The 18,979-nt window shown below is 62.7% G+C and carries 20 protein-coding genes; 16 read left to right on the top strand and 4 right to left on the bottom strand.

Annotated elements, in window-relative coordinates; genetic code table 11:
• Positions 1 to 7 precede the first annotated feature (7 nt).
• The 6 genes from mshA (at position 8) to regX (ending at position 7,009) form a co-directional block, all read left to right on the top strand.
• Positions 8 to 1,408: a D-inositol-3-phosphate glycosyltransferase gene (gene mshA, locus ACO07W_RS08485; RefSeq protein ID WP_421845883.1), complete on the top strand. Its 1,401-nt coding sequence runs from the start codon at positions 8 to 10 to the stop codon at positions 1,406 to 1,408.
• Positions 1,405 to 1,956 (top strand): YbjN domain-containing protein, encoded by a 552-nt coding sequence (locus ACO07W_RS08480; RefSeq protein ID WP_421842354.1) that lies wholly within the window; start codon positions 1,405 to 1,407, stop codon positions 1,954 to 1,956. Before mshA ends, ACO07W_RS08480 begins: the two co-directional genes overlap by 4 nt.
• Positions 1,957 to 2,138: 182 nt before the next feature.
• A complete protein-coding gene (locus ACO07W_RS08475; protein ID WP_421845882.1) occupies positions 2,139 to 2,894 on the top strand; it encodes a phosphoglyceromutase in 756 nt (251 codons plus the stop codon).
• A 548-nt stretch (positions 2,895 to 3,442) separates the two neighbouring features.
• Positions 3,443 to 4,945: a group II intron reverse transcriptase/maturase gene (ltrA, locus tag ACO07W_RS08470; protein WP_421840437.1), complete on the top strand. Its 1,503-nt coding sequence runs from the start codon at positions 3,443 to 3,445 to the stop codon at positions 4,943 to 4,945.
• Positions 4,946 to 5,055: 110 nt separating this feature from the next.
• Complete coding sequence (locus ACO07W_RS08465; protein WP_421842352.1) at positions 5,056 to 6,276, top strand: sensor histidine kinase; 1,221 nt, start codon at positions 5,056 to 5,058, stop codon at positions 6,274 to 6,276.
• A gap of 49 nt (positions 6,277 to 6,325) precedes the next feature.
• Positions 6,326 to 7,009 carry a two-component sensory transduction protein RegX gene (gene regX / locus ACO07W_RS08460; RefSeq protein WP_421842350.1) on the top strand — a complete coding sequence of 228 codons (684 nt, stop codon included), beginning with the start codon at positions 6,326 to 6,328 and terminating at the stop codon, positions 7,007 to 7,009.
• Between the two features lie 249 nt (positions 7,010 to 7,258).
• On the opposite strand, the gene ACO07W_RS08455 is transcribed toward regX, so the two are convergent.
• Complete coding sequence (locus ACO07W_RS08455) at positions 7,259 to 8,035, bottom strand: hypothetical protein (RefSeq protein WP_421845881.1); 777 nt, start codon at positions 8,033 to 8,035, stop codon at positions 7,259 to 7,261.
• 145 nt (positions 8,036 to 8,180) lie between these two features.
• Between ACO07W_RS08455 and ACO07W_RS08450 the strand changes: the two genes are divergently transcribed.
• From ACO07W_RS08450 to ACO07W_RS08410, 9 genes are all read left to right on the top strand, one after another.
• Positions 8,181 to 9,200, top strand: coding sequence for a hypothetical protein (locus ACO07W_RS08450; RefSeq protein ID WP_421842348.1), 1,020 nt, complete (start codon positions 8,181 to 8,183; stop codon positions 9,198 to 9,200).
• Positions 9,197 to 10,207 carry a hypothetical protein gene (locus tag ACO07W_RS08445; protein ID WP_421842346.1) on the top strand — a complete coding sequence of 337 codons (1,011 nt, stop codon included), beginning with the start codon at positions 9,197 to 9,199 and terminating at the stop codon, positions 10,205 to 10,207. Before ACO07W_RS08450 ends, ACO07W_RS08445 begins: the two co-directional genes overlap by 4 nt.
• Before the next feature lie 17 nt (positions 10,208 to 10,224).
• Entirely contained in the window at positions 10,225 to 11,067 is an 843-nt protein-coding gene (locus tag ACO07W_RS08440) for a sugar phosphate isomerase/epimerase family protein (protein WP_421842344.1), read from the top strand.
• A 44-nt stretch (positions 11,068 to 11,111) separates the two neighbouring features.
• Positions 11,112 to 11,981, top strand: a complete 870-nt coding sequence (locus ACO07W_RS08435) for a thioesterase family protein (protein ID WP_421842342.1) — start codon at positions 11,112 to 11,114, stop codon at positions 11,979 to 11,981.
• A 27-nt stretch (positions 11,982 to 12,008) separates the two neighbouring features.
• Positions 12,009 to 12,884 carry a pyrroline-5-carboxylate reductase gene (gene proC, locus ACO07W_RS08430; RefSeq protein ID WP_421842340.1) on the top strand — a complete coding sequence of 292 codons (876 nt, stop codon included), beginning with the start codon at positions 12,009 to 12,011 and terminating at the stop codon, positions 12,882 to 12,884.
• A gap of 140 nt (positions 12,885 to 13,024) precedes the next feature.
• A complete protein-coding gene (locus ACO07W_RS08425) occupies positions 13,025 to 13,285 on the top strand; it encodes a cell division/environmental response transcriptional regulator (protein WP_421842338.1) in 261 nt (86 codons plus the stop codon).
• A gap of 213 nt (positions 13,286 to 13,498) precedes the next feature.
• Positions 13,499 to 13,600, top strand: coding sequence for a 30S ribosomal protein bS22 (locus ACO07W_RS08420; protein WP_003402602.1), 102 nt, complete (start codon positions 13,499 to 13,501; stop codon positions 13,598 to 13,600).
• A 93-nt stretch (positions 13,601 to 13,693) separates the two neighbouring features.
• Entirely contained in the window at positions 13,694 to 14,815 is a 1,122-nt protein-coding gene (locus ACO07W_RS08415) for an SDR family oxidoreductase (RefSeq protein WP_421842335.1), read from the top strand.
• Positions 14,816 to 14,820: 5 nt separating this feature from the next.
• A complete protein-coding gene (locus tag ACO07W_RS08410; RefSeq protein ID WP_421842333.1) occupies positions 14,821 to 15,888 on the top strand; it encodes a lysophospholipid acyltransferase family protein in 1,068 nt (355 codons plus the stop codon).
• Positions 15,889 to 16,042: 154 nt separating this feature from the next.
• On the opposite strand, the gene ACO07W_RS08405 is transcribed toward ACO07W_RS08410, so the two are convergent.
• Genes ACO07W_RS08405 through ACO07W_RS08395 form a run of 3 tightly spaced genes read right to left on the bottom strand, consistent with a single transcriptional unit; the run spans position 16,043 to position 18,444 of the window.
• Entirely contained in the window at positions 16,043 to 16,945 is a 903-nt protein-coding gene (locus ACO07W_RS08405; protein WP_421845880.1) for a cyclopropane mycolic acid synthase family methyltransferase, read from the bottom strand.
• Positions 16,946 to 16,967: 22 nt separating this feature from the next.
• The gene (locus ACO07W_RS08400) at positions 16,968 to 17,468 is read right to left on the bottom strand and encodes an FAS1-like dehydratase domain-containing protein (RefSeq protein ID WP_421842331.1); all 501 of its coding nucleotides are present in this window, start codon (positions 17,466 to 17,468) and stop codon (positions 16,968 to 16,970) included.
• Positions 17,469 to 17,514: 46 nt separating this feature from the next.
• Entirely contained in the window at positions 17,515 to 18,444 is a 930-nt protein-coding gene (locus ACO07W_RS08395; protein ID WP_421842329.1) for an HAD family hydrolase, read from the bottom strand.
• A 216-nt stretch (positions 18,445 to 18,660) separates the two neighbouring features.
• Here ACO07W_RS08395 and ACO07W_RS08390 point away from each other — a divergent pair, with 216 nt between their 5' ends.
• Positions 18,661 to 18,927, top strand: a complete 267-nt coding sequence (locus ACO07W_RS08390) for a glutaredoxin family protein (RefSeq protein WP_421842327.1) — start codon at positions 18,661 to 18,663, stop codon at positions 18,925 to 18,927.
• Positions 18,928 to 18,979: the final 52 nt, after the last annotated feature.

The raw sequence follows: 18,979 nt of genomic DNA, 5'->3' as shown, positions 1-18,979 counted from the left end.
CGTATTCCTGCTGCCGGGCGACGAGGTGGGTCGGCCGGTTCGAGCAGCAGCGGGGCCATCGCATCTGGACGGTTCGGTAGCAAGTGACCCACGCCGGGTGGCGTTGTTGGCGGTACACACCTCGCCGCTCGCCCAGCCGGGTACCGGTGATGCCGGCGGAATGAACGTGTACGTGCTGCAGAGCGCGCTGAATCTGGCTCGCCGGGGTATCGAAGTGGAGATCTTCACTAGGGCGACCGCGTCCGCAGATCCGCCAATCGTGCGGGTTGCGCCGGGAGTGGTGGTCCGCAATGTTGTGGCTGGGCCGTTCGAAGGTCTGGATAAGTACGACCTGCCTACCCAGCTGTGCGCTTTCGCAGCCGGAGTGTTGCGCGCTGAGGCGGCGCACGAGCCGGGCTATTACGACATTGTGCACTCGCACTACTGGCTGTCCGGTCAGGTCGGCTGGCTCGCCCGCGATCGCTGGGCCGTGCCGTTGGTGCACACTGCGCACACGCTGGCGGCGGTGAAGAATGCAGCGCTAGCAGACGGCGGTTCACCCGATTCGCCGGAACCGCAGCTGCGCATGGTTGGTGAGCAGCAGGTCGTCGATGAGGCGGATCGGCTTATCGTCAACACCGAGGATGAGGCGAAACAACTGGTTTCGATTCATCGCGCAGATCCGGCGGCAATCGACATAGTCCACCCTGGTGTCGATCTGGATGTGTTCCGCCCAGGTGACCAGAGCGCCGCCCGCGCCGCGTTGGACCTCCCGTCTGACGAGCCTGTGGTGGCCTTCGTTGGCCGAATCCAGCCGCTGAAAGCACCTGACATTGTGCTACGAGCCGCGGCGAAGCTGCCGGGGGTGCGTATTATCGTCGCGGGAGGGCCGTCGGGGAGTGGTCTGGCATCGCCGGACGGATTGGCGCGGCTCGCCGAGAAGTTAGGCATTTCAGCGCGGGTGACCTTTTTGCCGCCGCAGTCTCGGATCGATCTGGCCACCGTGTTCCAAGCCGCTGACTTGGTTGCGGTACCGAGCTATTCCGAATCGTTCGGCTTGGTTGCCATTGAGGCGCAGGCGTGTGGGACCCCTGTTGCAGCGGCCGCAGTCGGGGGGCTACCGGTGGCGGTGCGCGACGGGGCCACGGGTGTTCTGGTTTACGGACACGAAGTCAATCAGTGGGCGGATGCCATCGATCGTCTGCTGCGGCTGCGAACCGGCCCGCAAGGACGGGCAATGAGCCGTGCGGCGGTCATGCATGCGGCGACGTTCTCCTGGGAAAACACCATTGACGCACTGTTGGACAGCTACCGTCGTGCGATCGCCGGCTTCGCTTCTTCGCGCGCGCACCGGGGAGACTTGGTATCGGACCTCGGGGCGGTGCGCAAGCCTCGCCGGTGGTCGCGGCGCCGCGGGGTGGGTGCGTGACATCGTCCCCGCGGACACCGCATACCGTGCAGCGGCTCATCGAGGATGTGCTCGATGTCAATGAGCTGACGTACTCAAAGCTCACTGGCGTCCCGCCAGGACTGATTGTGGAGTTACCCGGCGAGCGCAAGCTCAAGACCAGCACTGTTTTGAGCATTGGCGCCCATTCGGTGCGAGTTGAGGCGTTCGTGTGTCGTAGGCCCGATGAGAACAACGAGGGCGTCTATCGGTTCCTACTCAAGCGCAACCGCCGGCTTTATGGCGTCGCCTACACGCTGGATAATGTCGGCGACATCTACCTTGTGGGTCGTATGTCGCTGGCGTCGGTTAACGCCGATGAAGTCGACCGGGTGCTCGGCCAGGTACTTGAGGCGGTGGATTCGGACTTCAACACACTGCTGGAGTTGGGTTTTCGGTCGTCGATCCAGAAAGAGTGGGAGTGGCGGATATCTCGCGGCGAGTCGCTGCAGAACCTGCAGGCGTTCGCTCACCTTCGCCCGGCGACGATGCAGAGCGCGCCGTGTGATGAGGAGGAGGCGGGCGGTTAGGTGGGCCCGGCGACGATGCAGAGCGCGCCGTGTGATGAGGAGGAGGCGGGCGGTTAGGTGGGCCCGGCGACGATGCAGAGCGCGCCGTGTGATGAGGAGGAGGCGGGCGGTTAGGTGGGCCCGGCGACGATGATTGATGACGAACAGGATCGATGCCGTACTTCGATGAGAGGCTAGTCCGGATGCAACAAGGAAACACAGCCACGCTGGTGCTGCTTCGCCACGGCGAGAGCGATTGGAATGCTCGCAACCTGTTCACAGGTTGGGTCGACGTCGGGCTGACCGAGAAGGGGCGCGCGGAAGCGGTGCGAAGCGGCGAACTGCTGGCAGAACACAACCTGCTGCCTGACGTGCTTCACACGTCGCTTTTGCGGCGCGCGATCACCACCGCTCATTTGGCGCTGGATGCCGCCGACCGGCTGTGGATTCCGGTGCGCCGCAGTTGGCGGCTCAACGAACGTCACTACGGTGCGCTTCAGGGGCTGGATAAAGCGGAGACGCAGGCTCGCTACGGTGAAGTTCAGTTCATGTCCTGGCGGCGCGGCTACGCCACTCCGCCACCTCCGATCGAGAAGGGCAGTGAGTTCAGCCAGGACGCCGACCCGCGTTACGCGAATATTGACGGCGGCCCTCTAGCGGAATGCCTTGCCGACGTGGTCGAAAGGTTTCTGCCGTACTTTACTGACGTCATCGTCCCAGATCTGCGTGCAGGCAAGACAGTGCTGATCGGTGCGCACGGCAATTCTTTGCGCGCTCTGGTCAAATACCTCGACCAGATGTCTGACGACGAGGTCGTCGGACTAAACATTCCGACCGGTGTTCCACTGCGTTACGACCTGGATTCTGCGCTGCGGCCGCTGGTGCGAGGCGGTACCTACCTGGACCCAGATGCGGCTGCTGCTGGCGCTGCCGCGGTTGCCAGCCAGGGGCGCGCATAGTTGCCCGCTATGGACGCCCCAACGCAACTGGTGGCTCCTCATACGATCGCCGGGACTCTATTTGCCAAACATCACGTGAACGGCAGCCGAACTCCTGTGGCGTAGCGTGTGACTTGTCCGATTTTGGCCTTGCTCCGCTAGGGCAGCGTTCACCTAATTTGTAGGATTTTTGGTGTGGTGCGTCCTGAAAGTTGGATTGGGCTAGCGGGTGGGAGTCCCGTCTCGGTAGGTACCGGAGCGCCGGGTAGCAGGCCCCGGTTCGTTGTGGAGACACGGCGGGCTGAGCGGGGTGTCGAAAGCCTCTTCGGAGGGAGCAAGTGCGCGGGCCGTAGCGTCAAGCGAACTCTGCAGCCTCGTCAGATTCACAACGGGAGAGCCGAGCCGCTCATATCACGGCGAAGGCCATGTCTGGTGAGCCCTGGTCCGGGGTTAGCTCACCGGGTCTTTCCGGGGTATGGGAGGCGGCACGTGCACATAGTCTGGTTCGGAACAGGAGAGACCCGTCTGCTCAGCCTGCGTCGGGCAAAGACCGCGGGTATAAGCCGATGGTGAAATCTCGTGGAGGGCAGCGGGAGTCCGATGGGGTCGTAGTACCGCTGATCGGCGTGCAACATAACGCGCCGGGAGGAAAGGACCCCAACTTTGATCACGCGCGTGACGGAGGTAAGCGTGAGGGCATGACCGAGGTGTCTCGGTCCAACCACCCCGGCAGGCTATGGCCTGTCGTAGCCGACGACGAGCCGTTGCAGGCGTCGCCGGTGAAAGTGCGACAACTGCAACGCGCGCTATGGACTGCGGCCAAGCAGTCTGAGGGTCGGCGTTTCCACGCCCTGTATGACCGTATCTACAGGGGTGACGTCTTGTGGGAGGCGTGGGAGCGGGTGTTGAGGAACAAGGGTGCGGCTGGGGTGGATCGTGTCACCGTGGCTGCGGTGCAGGACTATGGCGTGGACCGCATGTTGCGTGAGTTACGTCAGGACCTGCGCCGGGGTGTGTACCGTCCGGCGTTGACACGCCGGGTGGAGATCGCTAAACCCCGTGGCGGTAAGCGGCCGTTGGGGATTCCCACGGTTCGAGACCGGGTGGCCCAGGCGGCTGCCAAGATCGTGTTGGAGCCTGTTTTCGAGGCGGACTTCTTGTCGTGCTCGTATGGGTTTCGTCCGAGGCGTTCGGCTACTCAGGCGATGGAGCGGTTGCGTACCGGCTTCATCGCGGGTCAGGTGTTTGTGGTCGAGTTTGATATCGCTGATTTCTTCGGCGAGATCGACCATGACCGCCTGCTGGAACAGGTGGCCAGGCGGGTGTCGGATCGTCGGGTGCTCAAACTGCTGCGTCTGTGGCTGCAGGCAGGAGTGTTGGTTGATGGGGTGGCCCAGCGGACGGTCGCTGGCACCCCGCAGGGCGGGGTTATTTCCCCGCTTTTGGCCAACATCTTCTTGCATGTGCTCGATACCGAACTGACCCGCCGCGCGGTGGGTGAGTTGGTGCGCTACGCCGATGATGGTGTGGTGTTGTGCCGCAGTGCGGCACAAGCCGAGCACGCCTTGGTCTTGGTTGGAGAAATCCTGGCTGGGCTGGGATTGCGGCTACATCCGAATAAAACGAAGGTAATCGATCTGCGGGACGGCCGTGAGGGCTTGGATTTCCTGGGCTGTCACTTCCGGGCGCGCATGTCGGGGCGGTTGTGGGAGCAGCGCCGGATCGTGCGTTACTACCTGCACCGTTGGCCGAGCCGCGCAGCGATGAAACGACTACGTGAGAAGGTTCGTGGCCTGACTGGGCGCTCGCGCGCAGGTCTGGACATTCGGACGATAATCGTGTCGTTGAATCCGATCCTGCGGGGCTGGGGTAACTACTTTCGTACTGGCAACGCCGCGGTCAAGTTCGGGCAGATCGACGGGTATGTGTGGTGGCGGTTGTTTCGCCTAATGGTGGCAAAGCGTGGCCGTAACCTGCGTGCTGGTCAAGCCGATCAATGGACCGAACAGTGGTTTAACGAACACGGCCTGCACCGGCTTCGCGGCACCATCCAATACCCGAAGGCCGCGTAACCATGTCCAGAAGATCATCGGTAAGCCGTGTGCGGGAAAACCGCACGCACGGATTGAAAGGGGAATGGGGAAACAGGCCCGCAACGCGGGAACTGCGCCCCTGACTACCAATGAGTGTGTTCTCGGCGCTGTTGCTGGCCGGGGTTTTGTGCGTGCTGGCATTAGCGGTAGGTGTCGCGGCTGGAAGCCGACTGGCGTCACGGGTTGCGGAGCGCCGTCAACGGGTGACCACCGAGTGGGCGGGGATCACCGTGTCGCAGATGTTGCAACGCACCGTCGCTTTGATGCCGCTAGGTGTGGCAGTGGTCGATACTCACCGTGACGTCGTATACCTCAACGACCGCGCTAAAGAGCTGGGCTTGGTGCGCGACCGGCAGCTCGACGACCAGGCGTGGCGGGCAGCCCAACAGGCGCTGGGCGGTGAAGACGTCGAATTCGATCTGCAGCCCAGTAAGCGCCCGGCCGGCCGGTCTGGACTATCTGTGCATGGGCAAGCTCGGTTGCTGAGCGAAGAAGACCGTCGCTTCGCTGTGGTCTTCGTGCACGACCAGTCGGATTACGCGCGGATGGAAGCGACCAGGCGTGATTTCGTGGCCAACGTCAGCCACGAGCTCAAGACGCCGGTTGGAGCCATGGCCCTACTTGCAGAAGCCCTGCTGGCTTCGGCGGATGAATCTGACACCGTTCGGCGGTTCGCGGAGAAGGTGCTCATTGAGGCGAACAGACTAGGGGACATGGTCGCCGAGTTGATTGAGCTGTCACGACTGCAGGGTGCCGAGCGGTTGCCTAACGTGACTGACATCGATGTGGACACCGTTGTTTCCGAGGCGATTTCACGACATAAGGTGGCCGCTGAAAACGCGGCGATAGAGGTCCGCACCGACGAGCCCAGCGGATTGCGGGTGCAGGGAGACCCGACGCTACTAGTCACCGCGCTGGCCAATCTGGTTTCTAATGCGATCGCATATTCGCCACCCGGGTCGCCGGTGTCGATCAGTCGTCGTCGCCGGGGTAGCAACATCGAGATCGCCGTCACCGACCGGGGCATCGGGATCGCGCTAGAGGACCAGGAGCGGGTCTTCGAGCGATTCTTCAGGGGGGACAAGGCGCGCTCGCGGGCTACGGGAGGTAGCGGGTTGGGGTTGGCCATCGTCAAACACGTGGCGGCTAACCACAACGGCAGTATCGGCGTGTGGAGCAAGCCGGGAACGGGATCGACTTTCACTTTGTCGATTCCGGCGGGTCAAGGGAATAACGAACAACCCGAGCAATCGCGCGGTCGCGATCAGCGGCCCAACAGGCCACAACGAGAGGAAGAGTTGAGTCGATGACCAGCGCTGACGACGATGCAGAGCGAAGCGATGGGGAGGAGTGGCGTAAATGACCAGCGTGCTGATCGTGGAGGACGAGGAGTCGCTAGCTGACCCGCTGGCGTTCCTCCTACGCAAAGAGGGCTTCGAGGCCACTGTGGTGGCCGATGGTACGTCGGCGTTAGCCGAGTTTGACCGCGCTGGTGCCGACATCGTGTTGCTTGATCTGATGTTGCCCGGGATGTCGGGAACCGAAGTATGCAAGCAACTGCGTGCGCGGTCCAGCGTTCCGGTCATCATGGTGACGGCCCGCGACAGTGAGATCGACAAGGTTGTGGGCCTGGAGCTGGGCGCCGACGACTACGTGACCAAACCTTATTCGGCTCGTGAACTGATGGCCCGGATTCGGGCGGTGCTTCGCCGCGGGGGCGATGACGACTCCGAAATAAGTGACGGAGTGCTGGAATCAGGCCCAGTACGCATGGATGTCGAACGTCACGTTGTCTCGGTCAACGGCGGCGCCATTACACTGCCGCTCAAAGAGTTCGACTTGTTGGAATACCTGATGCGCAACAGCGGACGGGTGCTGACCCGCGGCCAGCTGATCGACCGGGTCTGGGGCGCGGACTACGTTGGCGACACCAAGACACTCGATGTTCACGTCAAACGTTTGAGGTCCAAGATCGAGGCTGACCCGGCGAACCCGGTGCATTTGGTGACGGTACGGGGGCTTGGCTACAAGCTCGAGGGCTGATCGTCGGGGCCGTTATAGGGCTGGTTTGAGCACGGTTTCGGTGGCCGCGAGCATATTCTTCACTGGTGTCTGCGAAAGCACCGACACGATGGTGGCGGTTTTCCGGTAGTCACCACCGCGGTGCGCGCGAGCCGCCCCGAGTATTGAGGCGTACCAGGAGACGAGTGCGCTGTACACGGTTGGCGGCGGCCTACCCGGAGAGCGAGAAACCCGTCGAGCCTGGCGCTTGTTCCGCGCAATCGTGCCGCGCTAGGTGGCGGCCCGTGTCGCGGGGTGTACGGCAATGAGCTGCAATTCGCTGCGGCGCTTGCACATTGCCGCGAGTTCCGCGTATGCCTTCGTGCCCAGTAGTTCCGCGAGTTCGTCGGCGAGACTCTCCCACACCTGTTTGGCGCCGGTATGGGCGGCCGGGTCGCCCGTGCAGTACCAGTGCAGGTCTGCGCCGCCCGAGCCCCATCCGCGGCGGTCGTACTCGGTGACTGTGGTTTTGAGGATTTCCGTGCCGTCGGGCCGGGTCACCCATTCCTGGCTGCGCCGGATGGGAAGTTGCCAGCAGACGTCCGGCTTCATGGTTAGTGGTGGCACACCAAGCTTGAGGGCTTTGCTGTGTAGTGCGCATCCAGTGCCGGCGGCAAACCCAGGACGATTCAAGAAAATGCACGCGTCCTTGTGTCTCCGGGTGCGAAGTTGGGATTGGCTGTCATGCTCGTCGAGTTCCAGGTAGCCTTTGCGGCCCAGACCTTTCGCGCGGAATTGCCAGTCGTCGTCGGTCAGCTTTTGTACCGCGTCGTCCAACCGGGCACGGTCGTCGTCGTCGGACAAGAACGCACCGTGTGAGCAACAGCCATCGTGCGGTCGACCCGCGACTGTGCCTTGGCAGGCTGATGTGCCGAACACACATGTCCATCGTGACAGCAACCAGGTGAGGTCGGCCGCGATCAGATGTTCGTGATTATCGGGGTCGTAGAATTCCACCCACTCGCGGGCGAAATCCAGCTCGACTTCATGCCCAAGGTGTGCCGACATCTCGCGGGTGTTTTCCACGCACTCAACGTTAGACCACGACTGCTGACGTCGATTCTTCGTTGCGATATAAACGACCGGCGGCGATACCAGACTCCGGCGCGGGTCGCTGCACGCCGCGTGTGGTCCCCGGACTAGGTTGTCTTTCGTGCGATTGGGCGTGCTAGACGTGGGGAGCAACACGGTCCACCTGCTGGTGGTGGATGCCCACCGGGGCGGGCATCCGACGCCGATGAGTTCGACGAAGGCCACGCTGCGGCTCGCCGAGGCCACTGACAGCTCCGGCAAGATCACCAAGCGTGGTGCAGACAAGTTGGTGTCGACGATTGACGAGTTCGCCAAGATCGCGGTGAGTTCCGGATGCTCTGAGTTGATGGCCTTTGCCACGTCCGCGGTTCGAGACGCCGAGAATTCCGAAGATGTGCTGGCGCGGGTGCGCGTGGAGGCGGGCGTCGAGTTGCAGGTGCTGCGGGGCGTCGACGAGTCGCGGTTGACTTTTCTCGCGGTCCGCCGCTGGTACGGGTGGAGCGCAGGCCGCATCATTAACCTCGACATCGGCGGTGGTTCCCTGGAGCTGTCCAGCGGTGTCGACGAGGAGCCTGCGGTCGCGTTGTCGCTACCGTTAGGCGCCGGCCGGTTGACCCGCGAGTGGCTACCCGAAGATCCGCCGGGGCGGCGTCGGGTAGCGATGCTTCGTGATTGGCTGGATGCCGAGCTAGCCGAGGCTAGCGCGACCGTCCTGGAAGCGGGTAGTCCCGACCTCGCTGTGGCGACGTCTAAAACGTTTCGCTCGTTGGGGCGGCTCACCGGTGCGGCGCCCTCGGCAGCTGGGCCACGGGTGAAAAGGACCCTGACCGCCAACGGTCTGCGGCAACTCATCGCATTTATCTCTAGGATGACGGCGGTTGACCGTGCGGAACTGGAAGGAGTCAGCACCGAGCGAGCGCCCCAGATTGTGGCGGGCGCCTTGGTGGCGGAAGCGAGCATGCGAGCGCTGTCGATAGAAACCGTGGATATCTGTCCGTGGGCACTGCGGGAAGGTCTTATCTTGCGCAAACTTGACAGCGAAGCCGACGGAACCGCTCTCGTTGAGACGTCGGTGCGGGATGCTGGAGTACAGGTAGCTGATCGGAAGGCGGCCAACCGATCGAGAGGCAACAAACCATGACGGAACCCAACTCCGAGGCGGAGAGTTCAAATACCCAGCAGATCTCGGTCGCTGAGTTGCTGGCGAGGAATGAGGCCGCGGGTGCTCCAGCGAGCACTCGACGCAGGCGCCGTCGGCGCGGCGACAGCGATGCGGTCACGGTTGCCGAGCTGACCGGTGAAATTCCGATCGTCCGTGACGACGAGCAGCACGACACAGAACTTCGGCCGCCGAAGGAATTCGGGCCGGCCGACGGGCGAAGCCAGGTTGCCGATCCGGAGCCCCCACCATCGCCCCCTGAACGGGTCGCCGGACGACCGCCCGAAGTTTCTGCCAAGGCCGCGTACTTGCTTGAGCCCCAGCCGCGCTGGCCCAAGTCTCCTCATCAGGCTCGACGCAGAACCGGGCCCGAGCGTAGCGAGTATCCGCGCCCTCCGCGCTTCACCGAACAAAGCGGCACAGAACTCGATGAGTCGCCGTCCGGTGCCGAGCATATGAGTCCGGATCCGGTGGAGCACTACGACGATGTGTCCGTTGATGCGGACGCCGAGGCTGGCGCGCCCGGGGCAGCGAAAAAGGATTCCGCGCACCCGCGTTCCCGTTTACAGCCCACAAAACCGACCTCGGTACGAACTTTGTTCGGCGGGCAGTCCATCGCCGACGAGGTTGCGCGACGGCGAGGGGCGGAACTCGGCGAAGACGATGTCGAAATCGATAGTGATCTTGCCGGTGACGAGCAGGATTTTGGTCTGACTCCGGATAAGCTTGCGGCGCTGTGGCGCGGCAGTGCGGTCGTGTTGCAGTCGATGCTGGCGGTTGTATTTGGTGCCGGGCTTTACGTTGCTTTTGATCAGCTCTGGCGGTGGAACAGCATTGTGGCGCTGGTCTTGTCGGTGTTGGTCATCCTTGGTTTGGTGGTCGCGGTGCGGGTTGTCCGCAAGACGGAGGATATCGGTAGTACGTTGATCGCAGTTGCGGTAGGTGCGCTGGTCACGCTGGGACCGCTAGCCTTGTTGCAATCGAGCTAGGCGCCGTCACACTGCCAGTGCGCCCAGCAATCAAAGTCGGTTTGTCGACGGCCTCGGTGTACCCGTTACGGGCCGAGGCCGCGTTCGAGTACGCGGCCAGGCTTGGCTACGACGGTGTCGAGTTGATGGTTTGGAGTGAGTCGGTCAGCCAAGACATCAACGCGATCAAGAAATTGTCGAGGCGTTTCCGTGTTCCGGTGTTGTCGGTACATGCACCTTGCCTGCTGATCTCGCAGCGGGTGTGGGGCTCAAACCCGATCCTGAAGCTGGACCGCAGTGTCCGTGCCGCCGAGGAATTGGGTGCGCAGACAGTAGTGGTGCATCCGCCGTTCCGATGGCAACGGCGCTACGCCGAGGGATTCAGCGACCAGGTTGCCGCTCTGGAAGCATCCAGCGACGTGTTGGTCGCTGTGGAAAATATGTTTCCTTTCCGGGCGGATCGTTTCTTTGGCGCCGGCCAGTCGCGCGAACGGATGCGTAGGCGTGGTGGCGGGCCCGGTCCGGCGATTTCGGCCTTCGCCCCGTCCTACGACCCGCTGGACGGTGACCACGCGCATTACACGCTGGATCTGTCGCACACTGCGACCGCAGGCACCGATTCGCTGGATATGGCACGACGGATGGGCTCGGGGCTGGTGCATCTGCACTTGTGTGACGGCAGCGGGTTGCCTGCTGACGAGCATCTGGTGCCTGGGCGTGGCACGCAACCCACCGTCGAGGTGTGTGAGGCGCTGGCGACGGGTGGTTTCGCTGGCCACGTGGTGCTCGAAGTGTCAACATCTGGAGCGCGCTCAGCAGCCGAGCGCGAAGCCATGCTTGACGAATCGTTGCAGTTCGCCCGCACGCATTTGCTGCGTTGATCGTTTCGGAAGCCTCAGGAAGCCCCAGAAAGCCCTGGTCAACCATGAATCCGCTGTTTACGAGCGCGATGGCGCTGCGCGAGGTCGAGGCCCAAGCCACTGGTCTGGTGTTTGAGGGTGAGCTGAATCGGCATTGGACTGTGGGCCCCAAGGTGCACGGAGGTGCGATGGTGGCGCTCTGTGCCAATGCCGCACGGACAGCTTGCGGAGAGGGGCGAATGCAGCCGGTCGCGGTTGCGGCGAACTTCTTGTGGGCGCCCGAACCGGGAGCGATGCGCGTGGTGGTGTCCATCCGCAAGCGTGGCCGCCGGATCAGCGTGGTCGATGTCGAGCTCAACCAGGGCGACCGCACCGCGGTGCATGCTGTGGTCACTCTAGGCGAGCCGGATCATTTCCTTCTGGCTGATGATGCTGATCGAGCTAGCCGGGGCGGTCCGCTGTTGTCGGTGAATCCGGTTCTTGAGTTGATGGCGCCGGAGCCGCCCACCGACGTGGCCCCGGTTGGACCCGGACACCGGCTCGCCGGACTGGTGCACCTGAGCGAGGGCTGTGATATCCGGCCGGTGCTGTCGACCCTGGAGCCCGCAGGGGACAGGTGGGACGGCCGAGCGCCAGTGATTCAGATGTGGGCTCGCCCGCGTGGTGTAGCTCCGGATGCGTTGTTCGCGCTCATGTGTGCGGACTTGTCGGCTCCGGTCACCTTTGCCGTGGACCGTACCGGCTGGGCGCCTACGGTTCAGTTCACCGCTTTCCTCCGGGTCTTGCCGGTCGATGGTTGGCTGCGTGTTGTGTGCACCTGTATGGAGATCGGACAGCAATGGTTCGACGAGGACCACATCGTGGTCGATAGCGCTGGCCGAATCGTGGTGCAGTCGCGTCAGCTTGCGTTGGTGCCTGCCCGGGAGCGCGGATAAACCTAGGCGTCTGCAATGCTTTCCGGCATGGCAAGAATCGCTATCGTTGGCGGCGGCAGCATTGGCGAGGCGCTGTTGTCGGGCCTGCTGCGGGCCGGACGGCAGGTCAAAGACCTGGTGGTGGCAGAACGGATGCCCGATCGTGCCAGGTACCTGTCGCAGACGTATTCGGTTTTGGTGACATCGGTGACCGAAGCGGTAGAGAATGCGACGTTTGTCGTGGTAGCCGTGAAGCCCGCTGATGTGGAGGCGGTGATGGCGGATTTAGCGCGTGCGGCCGCCGCGGCTGAGCACGACAGCGCTGAGCAGGTATTCGTCACCGTCGCAGCCGGCGTCCCGATCACCTACTTCGAATCCAAGCTGCCAGCCGGTGCACCAGTTGTTCGGGCGATGCCCAATGCGGCGGCGTTGGTGGGCGCGGGCGTCACCGCACTGGCTAAGGGCCGTTTTGTGGCAGAAGAACAGCTTGACGAGGTGTCTGCCCTGTTCGGCTCGGTGGGCGGCGTGCTTACCGTTCCCGAGGCGCAATTGGATGCGGTGACCGCGGTATCTGGCTCGGGTCCAGCATATTTCTACCTGCTGGTCGAGGCTATGGTGGATGCCGGTGTTGCGGTGGGTTTGAGCCGGGACGTGGCCGCTGACCTGATTGCTCAGACGATGGCTGGGTCGGCGGCAATGCTGTTGGAGCGGATGGATCAAGATCGCCGTCCAGTCGAGGGTGATCCGCCGGGACCGCGAGTGGATTTCTCGGCGGCACAATTGCGGGCCTCGATTACTTCTCCCGGTGGAACCACGGCGGCGGCGCTGCGCGAGCTCGAACGTGGGGGGTTTCGGGTTGCGGTCGACGCTGCTGTTCAGGCCGCCAAAAGCCGCTCTGAGCAGCTAAGAATTACACCGGAATAATTCAAGAATTTTGAACTGATTATCCCCCACCAGTACCAGTAACCCCACTAGTCCCGCTATTCTCCTCATTGTATGCATGCGTGGGTGCCAGCGGAGGGGAAGCCGCTGGGGTTGCGTGTGCCTGACATGATTGGGTTGCAATGACGTCTACGAACGGGCCGTCGGCCCGGGATTCTGCAGGGAAATCGGCACGCGAGACCAGTTCAGCCGAGGGCCAGCAGGCCGGAGCGCAGTTTCTCACCGTTGCTGAGGTGGCGGCGCTGATGCGGGTCTCCAAGATGACGGTGTATCGGCTGGTGCACAACGGCGAACTGCCCGCCGTCCGGGTTGGCCGGTCCTTCCGGGTGCATGCCAAGGCTGTCCACGACATGCTGGAGACGTCGTTTTTCGACGCTGGCTAGTCGGCCGCCAAGCTGTGTAGCAGGTCGCAACGGGAACCGAGCGTCGGTGCGCCCGGAGTCTGTGCTGCCTGGCCAGGCGCCGGGTGGGTTTGTCGCGGCCAGGAAGAGGTCACAGGGCGCCGGTTTGGTGTTCGGCGTGGCCAGCCGGGTAAGGTGACGAGGTCATTTTGCAGTCTTGCAAAGAAGCCGGTCACGGGTTAGATAGCGGAGCATATGGGTTCAGTAATTAAGAAGCGGCGCAAGCGCATGTCGAAGAAAAAGCATCGCAAGCTGCTGCGTCGCACCCGGGTGCAACGCAGAAAACTCGGCAAGTAGGCCTCGGCAGCGTCGCCGCGTACTGTCTCCTGCCTGTAACGCTTCTGTTTCGCCGCCTCGCTAAGCTGCCCGGGTCGGTAGGCGCTTGTCTGGGTGGATTCGTCGAATGGCCGGGACGGCGCCGGCGCAGGCGGCGACAATGTGCATTACCCCAAGGTTGTCCTGGTAACTGGTGCCTGCCGTTTTCTGGGTGGCTACCTGACCGCTCGGCTTGCGCAGAACCCGTTGATTAACTCGGTCATCGCGGTGGACGCGATCGCGCCGAGCAAGGACATGCTGCGACGGATGGGGCGAGCCGAGTTCGTTCGCGCTGATATTCGCAATCCGTTTATCGCCAAAGTAATCCGCAACGGCGAAGTCGACACGGTCGTGCATGCTGCGGCCGCCTCCTATGCGCCGCGGTCCGGTGGCAGCGCGGCGTTGAAGGAGCTCAACGTCATGGGCGCGATGCAATTGTTCGCGGCCTGTCAGAATGCGCCCGCGGTGCGCCGCGTGGTGCTGAAGTCGACCTCGGAGGTTTACGGATCGAGTCCCTACGATCCGGTGGTTTTCACCGAGGACAGCACAAGCCGCCGGCCGTTCCGGGAGGGTTTTGCCAAGGACAGTCTCGATATCGAGTCTTATGCGCGTGGGCTGGGTCGACGACGGCCTGATATCGCGGTGACCATTCTGAGGCTGGGTAACATGATCGGCCCGGCGATGGATACGACGCTTTCGCGGTATTTGGCGTTGCCGTTGGTGCCGACGATGTTCGGCCGCGATGCTCGATTGCAGTTGCTGCACGAGCAGGATGCCTTGGGGGCGCTGGAGCGCGCGGCGATGGCCGGCCGCGCGGGCACCTTCAATATTGGCGCTAGTGGAATCATCATGCTGTCGCAAGCCATCCGACGGGCTGGCCGGATTCCGGTGCCGGTACCCGGGTTCGGGGTGTGGGCACTTGATTCGCTAAGGCGAGCGAATCGCAACCTCGAAATTAGTCGCGAGCAATTCGACTATTTAAGCCATGGCCGGCTGATGGATACCACCAGAATGCAATCTGAACTCGGCTATCGGCCGAAGTGGACCACGGCAGAGGCATTCGACGACTACCTGCGCGGCCGCGGCCTCACTCCCATTATCGACCCACATCGGGTACGCTCCTGGGAAGGTCGCGCCATAGCGTTAGCGCAGCGCTGGGGCAACCAAAAACTAATTCCGTGGGGTGGGGTCAGGTAGATATCGTGGCGGGTGAAACCAGAGCGAATGTCATTCCACTGCACACTGATCGGGGTCGGGTAGGGGGGCGTCGGCGTGCCGGCCAGCGACCGGACGCATCGCGTCAGCATCCATCGTTGCTCACCGATCCGGCCGGCAGGGCTTCAGCCGAGCAAATTGCCGCTGTTGTTCGTGAGATTGATGAGCACCGGCGTGTCGCGGACGCGGCATCGTCGACCCCGGCGCCGTTAAACGATCTTGCCCAGCACGTGGCTGCGGTTGCCGCGTTCCTGCGACAACGGCTCACCGGCGACTACAGCGTCGACGAATTCGGGTTCGATCCGCACTTCAATAATGCTATTGTCCGGCCTTTGCTGAGGTTTTTCTTCAAGTCGTGGTTCCGGGTCGAAGTCACCGGTGTCGAGAATATCCCGAGTGATGGCGCGGCGCTGTTGGTCGCTAATCATGCCGGGGTTCTGCCGTTCGACGGGCTGATGCTCTCAGTGGCGGTGCATGACGAGCACCCGGCGCATCGGGACTTGCGGTTACTGGCTGCCGACATGGTTTTTGATCTCCCTGTGGTCGGCGCGGCCGCCCGTAAGGCGGGGCACACCATGGCCTGCACGACCGACGCGCACCACCTGTTGAACGCCGGAGAGCTCACCGCCGTCTTCCCGGAGGGCTACAAGGGCTTGGGCAAGCGGTTCGAGGACCGTTATCGGTTACAGCGGTTCGGCCGCGGAGGCTTCGTGTCTGCGGCGTTGCGTACCAAGACCCCGATTGTGCCCTGTTCCATCATCGGCTCCGAAGAGATCTATCCGATGCTGACCGACGTCAAGCTGTTGGCGCGGTTGTTCGGCATGCCCTATTTTCCAATCACGCCGTTGTTCCCATTGGCTGGTCCAGTGGGCATGGTGCCGCTGCCATCGAAATGGCGTATCGCGTTCGGGGAGCCGATCTACACCACCGGTTACACGGCTACCGACGCTGATGACCCGATGGTTACTTTTGAGCTGACCGACCAGGTGCGCGAGACGATCCAACAGACGCTCTACCGACTTTTGGCTGGCCGGCGTAACGTTTTCTTTGGCTGAGGCGTCGTCGTTTTCTTTCGTCGAGACGATCCGCGGTTGGCGCATTGCTGGGTTAGCGACCCACCGAAACCCCGCGCGGACGGACTGGCGGGAACTTCTGCTGCAAACAACGTCAGCTAAAAGCGGCTGGTAGCTGCAGCGGGCGGGCGTTTCACTACTTGACCATAGTGAACTGGCAGACGTCGGTGTAGCCGTCGCGGAACAGGTCGGAGCAGCCGGTCAGATAATGCATGTAGATGTCATAAACTTCTTGGCCCTGCAGTGCGATGGCCTCGTCTTTTCGCGCTTCAAGCGCCTTGGCCCAAGCGTTGAGCGTGGGAACGTAATTCGATCCGATCATATGGTGGCGGCTGATCTTGAACCCTGCCTCGGTCGCGTATCGATCGACTTGGGAGATCTGAGGCAACTTCCCACCGGGAAAGATCTCGGTCAGGATGAACCGGATGAACCGGAGCAAGCTCATCGTCGTCGGTAGGTTGCGCTCCTTGGCTTCCGCGGCCGTGGGCACCACGATCGTGTGTAGCAGCATCACGCCGTCGTCGGGCAGCACGTTGTAACACATCTTGAAGAAGCTGGCGTAGCGTTCGTATCCGGCGTCGCCGGCGCCGTCGGCGAAATGCTCGAAAGCGCCGAGCGAGACGATGCGATCTACCGGCTCATCGAACTGCTCCCAGCCCTGTAACCGCACAACTTTTGATCGAGGGCTGTCCATCTCGGCGAACTTTTGCACGTCGTGAGCCAGCTGATTCTCGCTCAGCGTCAGGCCGATGACGTTGACGTCATACTCTTCGATCGCGTGCCTCATCGTCGAGCCCCAGCCGCAGCCGATGTCGAGCAGTGTCATACCGGGCTGCAAACCCAGCTTGCCCAGGGCCAGTTCGCGTTTGGCGCGCTGGGCCTCTTCCAGCGTCATGTCGTCGCGCTCGAAGTACGCGCAGCTGTAGGTCATCGATGGGTCGAGAAAAAGCTTGAAGAACTCGTTGGATCGGTCGTAGTGCGACTGAACGGCCTCGACGGGCGGCGATAGCTGCCCCGGATTTTCACCGCGATTGCTCATTGTGCCGACCATAGTTCGCTGGTCAAATGGACGCAATCGCGGCCACGGTAGCCTCGGTGTCGGCGTCCTGGTGGGCCGCTTCTCCTAGCATGGTGACCACACTGCTGATCACGGGTTCTCCGTCGGCGTCGGTGACTTCGCTGCGGATTTCGGCGATCACGGTGCCGTGAGACTGGATGACGGAATCAAGATAGGTGTCGAAGTGCAATTTGTCGCCGGCAACGATTGGCCGGTGAAAGCGGAATTTTTGATCGCGATGGAAGACCCTCGCGATATTGATCGGGATGTTAAATCTGGTAAAGATCTCTAGCTGTACCCGTCGCCCGGCAATAGCCACGAACGTCAGCGGGGCCAGTAGCGCGGAGTAACCAGCTTCTGCGGCCGCTTCCTGACGATAGTGCGTCGGATGGTCGTCTTGGACCGCCGCAGCGAACTCGCGGATTTTCTCGCGCCCGACCTGAAAATGATCCTCCTGCCGGTAGTGCTTACCGATGAGTCCTTTTGCTTCTTCGGGAACTGTCATTTCGCTGCCGCTCTCCGCTCGAATGGATGCTCAGCGGCGCAGCCTATCAGCGTGATTGCCGTCGCGATGCTAGAGCGGCCAACGCGCCGCCGGCCGCGCCGAGCGCCAGGGCGGACGGTACCCCGATCCGAGCGGCTTTGCGGGCGGTGCGGAAGTCGCGGATCTCCCATCCCCGTTCACGGGCCAGGCTGCGCAACGAGGCGTCAGGGTTGATGGCGACTGCAGTCCCCACCAAAGAGAGCATGGGTACGTCGTTGTAGCTGTCGGAATAGGCGGTGCAGCGTTTGAGGTTGAGGCCCTCCCTGATGGCCAGTGAGCGAACCGCGTGCGCTTTGCCCGTGCCGTGCAGGATCTCGCCGGCCAACCGGCCGGTGAACACCCCATCAATTGATTCGGCAACGGTTCCGAGCGCCCCGGTCAGGCCGAGCCGGCGGGCGATGGTCGCGGCTAGCTCGTATGGCGTAGCGGTGATCAGCCACACCTGCTGGCCGGCATCGAGGTGCATCTGAGTGAGCTCTCGTGTCCCGGGCCAAATTTTGTCGGCAATGATCTCGTCATAGATGTCTTCGCCTAATGCTGTTAGCTCCGCGACCGACCGGCCCTCGATGAAGGCGAGCGCTTTGCGTCGGCCGGCAGCGACATCGTCGCTGTTCTCCTTGCCGAGCAGTTGAAACTTGGCCTGGGCGTAAACGAATCCGAGCACGTCGCGATAGGTGAAGTAGTCGCGAGCGGCCAGGCCACGGCCGAAATGTACCGCCGAAGAGCCCTGTACCAGGGTGTTATCCACATCGAAGAACGCGGCAGCGGTCAGGTCGATCGGCGGCTGCGGAGCGCCGAGGGTGCGGGTGGCCTCAGCGTGCATATCGTCAAGCGCACGTTCGGCACTGGCATTTTCGGCCAGCGACTCCGGGGCATTGCGACCTGCGTGGTCAGCTCTGCCCGGGTCATCCCCGTTGGCCGGGTCAGAGGAAGCCATGAGAAACCTCCTAAATCGGCGTGCCCGGCTGGTTGGCGTGCCGGGCCGGTGGCCGATGCAGCGGCCGCCATCACCCTATCGGGCACCCGCGTTCGTCGGGTTTACCTGCCTGACCCGGCGTGGGAGGTCGCGGCGTGGCCAGCGGTTGCTGCTGTGCCATCTAAGTGGTTCACCGGACCCGGTGAGCCCGGACGAACCGATGCCACACTTGGGGGTATGAGTCAGCGTTCGAGCAGGCCTCGGGTGGAGTTGCTGACCCGCGACGGGTGTTCGATCTGCGTTCGAGTACGCGCTCAGCTGGTCGACCTGGCCGGTGAGCTGGGCTTCGATCTGGCGACGGTCGATGTCGACGCTGCGGCATCGACCGGCAACTCGGGCCTGCGGGCCGAGTTCGGCGACCGTCTGCCGGTGATCCTGCTTGATGGCCGAGAACACAGCTATTGGGAGGTCGACGAGGCCAGGCTTCGTGCTGACCTGGCTTGATGGTGCAGGCGAAAGTGCCTTGTGAGCAATCGGTACCGGTGGCTGTCATTTG

The organism is Mycobacterium sp. (assembly GCF_965230835.1).
Lineage (GTDB): Bacteria > Actinomycetota > Actinomycetes > Mycobacteriales > Mycobacteriaceae > Mycobacterium.
Note: the sequence above shows the minus strand (reverse complement) of the source record. Positions and strands in the feature narration are given on the sequence as shown.